Annotated in this window: 3 protein-coding genes; 1 reads left to right on the forward strand and 2 read right to left on the reverse strand. The window is 74.0% G+C overall.

The window, feature by feature from the left end:
* Nucleotides 1-604 (forward strand): peptidoglycan recognition family protein (locus tag VNM44_RS02020; RefSeq protein WP_325622046.1); only part of this gene is annotated, 604 nt, incomplete at its 5' end.
* Here the strand turns inward: VNM44_RS02020 and VNM44_RS02025 are convergent.
* Nucleotides 588-1,631: an SIS domain-containing protein gene (locus tag VNM44_RS02025; protein WP_325622048.1), complete on the reverse strand. Its 1,044-nt coding sequence runs from the start codon at nucleotides 1,629-1,631 to the stop codon at nucleotides 588-590. The two genes, VNM44_RS02020 and VNM44_RS02025, sit on opposite strands and share 17 nt — an antisense overlap.
* A gap of 13 nt (nucleotides 1,632-1,644) precedes the next feature.
* The coding region (locus tag VNM44_RS02030; protein WP_325622050.1) for an N-acetylglucosamine-6-phosphate deacetylase at nucleotides 1,645-2,480 on the reverse strand (836 nt) is incomplete at its 5' end.

Consider the following 2,480-nt stretch of genomic DNA (forward strand, 5'->3'; position numbering starts at 1 on the left):
CTCGGCCGGCTGCGGCGCCGACCCGGAGGGTGGACGTCTGCCGTACCCGTTCGTCGAGAGCCCGAACAAGACGCCCGCGACAGGACGCGCGATCGACGTCGTGGTGATGCACACGATGGAGATCGCCGAGCGGCCCGACGCCGCGCTGATCTGCGCGCGGTGGTTCGCGGCGCCGGTCTCTAAGGTCTCGGCGCACTACTGCGTCGACGCCGAGAGGGTCATCTCATGTGTGCGGGAGCAGGACATCGCCGGGCACGCCCGCGGCGGCAACACCGACTCGATCGGCGTCGAGCTCGCCGGGTACGCGCATCAGACGGGCAACGAGTGGGGGGACGAGTACTCGTCGGCTGTGCTCGCGCGGGCCGCGACGCTCGTCGCGGACGTCTGCCGGAGGCGTCGGATCCCGACCCGCTGGCTCGTCGCCGGCGACCTCGTCGCGGGCCGGCGCGGCATCACGGGTCACTCCGAGGTGAGTGCCGCCTACGGGAGGAGCGACCACTGGGACCCCGGCCCCGGCTTCCCGATCGAGAGCTTCCTCGACCGCGTCAGGCGGGCGCAGCAGGCGGCCCGAGCGAAAGGCGGGTCGGCTAGCGCGCGAGCGTGACCTTCGCGAGCCCGTGCGGGGCGTCGGCGTCGAGGCCGCGCGCCCGCGCGAGCGCCGAGGCGAAGAGCTGGCCGGGGACGACGGAGAGCAAGGGGGAGAGCAGGGCGAGCCGCGGCGCCGGGACCGGAACGCGGTACGCAGCGCCGTCGATGCGGTCGGCGGCGGTGCCGCTCGCGAGCAGCGTCGCACCCATGTCCCGGACGCGCGCCGCCGCCTCTTGCACGGGAGCGAGCGTGCCGTCGTTCGAGGCGATTGCCCACACGGGGAAGAGCGGGTCGAGCGCTGCGACCGGGCCATGGGCGAGGTCCGTCGCCGTGAGCGGCTCGGCGGCGATCCGGCACGTCTCGAGGAGCTTCAGCGCGATCTCTCGCGCGGTCGCGAACTCGACGCCGCGGCCGATGACGAACATCCGCCCGGTGTACGAGAAGGGAAGGGCGAGCGGCGCGGTCGCGCGCTCGAGCCCGGGGAGGGCGCTCTCGGCGAGATCGGCGACCTCGCGGACCCCGTCTGCGACCTCGGCGCCGCGGCCTGCGACGTGACCGGCGAGGAGCGCGAGCGCGGCGAGCGTGTTGACGTACGTCTTCGTCGCGGCGACGGCGATCTCCGGCTCCGCGGCGAGTGGGATGACGGCGTCAGCGGCGCGGGCGAGGTCGGATGTGACGTCGTTGGTGACGGCGATCGTGAAGGCCCCCGTCGCCCGCGCGCCGCGGAGGTACTCGACGACGTCCGGGGTGCGGCCGGACTGTGAGAGCCCGATCACCGTCGATCCGGACATGTCGAGCGGGGTCCCGTAGTGGACGGTCAGCGTGATGGAGTCCCGCATCGCCGTCCACCGCGGCAGCAGCCCGAACGCGTACACGCCGAACGACGCTGCGTTGTCCGAGGAGCCGTGGCCGACGAACCGTACGAGGCGGAGATCGCGCTCGCGGACGACGGACGCGACACCCGCGATCTCCGCATCGTGCTCGAGCAGGCGCCGCAGCGCGGCCGGCTGCTCGCGGATCTCTGCGAGAAACCGCGTGCCCATCTCCCTTCCGTTTTCAGCCTGCGACAAGCGTCTCTCCCCCGACGAGGGTGCGGACGACCTCGAGGGCGTCGTCGAGGACGACGATGTCCGCCGGGCCACCGGGCACGAGCCGGCCGAGGTCCGGCGCGTCGAGCACCCTGGCGGGGACGCTCGTGGCCGCCTCGAGCGCGCCCTCGAGCGGCACGTCGAGGGCGACGAGGTTGCGGACCGCCTCGACCATCGTGAGCGCGCTGCCCGCGAGCATCCCGTCCTCGCTGCGGACGACGTCGTCGGCGACCACGATCTCGATCTCGCCGAGCGCATACGTGCCGTCGCCCAGGCCGGCGCCCGCGATCGCGTCGGTGACGAGCGACAGCCGGCCGGCGGCGGCTCGCCACAGGAGCCGCACGATGTCCGGGTCGAGATGGACGCCGTCGACGATCGCCTGCACGACGACGTCCGGCCGGGCGAGCGCGGCTCCCACGACCCCCGGATCGCGGTGCGCGAGCGGTCGCATCGCGTTGAACACGTGCGTCACGGCCCGGACGCCGCGGTCGAACGCGGCGTGCGCCTGGGCCGCGGTCGCATCGGTGTGGCCGAGGGAGACGACGACGCCGCGGGAGTGGAGGAGGTCGATCAGCTCGAGCGCTCCCGGAAGCTCGGGCGCGAGGGTCATCAGCCGCACGGGCCCGGCCGCGAGCAGCCGCTCGAGGAGCGCCGGGTCAGGGTCGCGACGCCCGTCGCGGCGGTGCGTCCCGAGACGCGAGGGGGAGAGGAACGGTCCCTCGAGGTGGACGCCGAGGATGTGCGGGCCACGAACGGCCTCGGGCACGGACGCGAGAGCGGCGGCGAGGTCGGCTTCCTCTGTCG

It is taken from the genome of Gaiella sp. (assembly GCF_035558935.1).
Classification (GTDB): domain Bacteria; phylum Actinomycetota; class Thermoleophilia; order Gaiellales; family Gaiellaceae; genus Gaiella.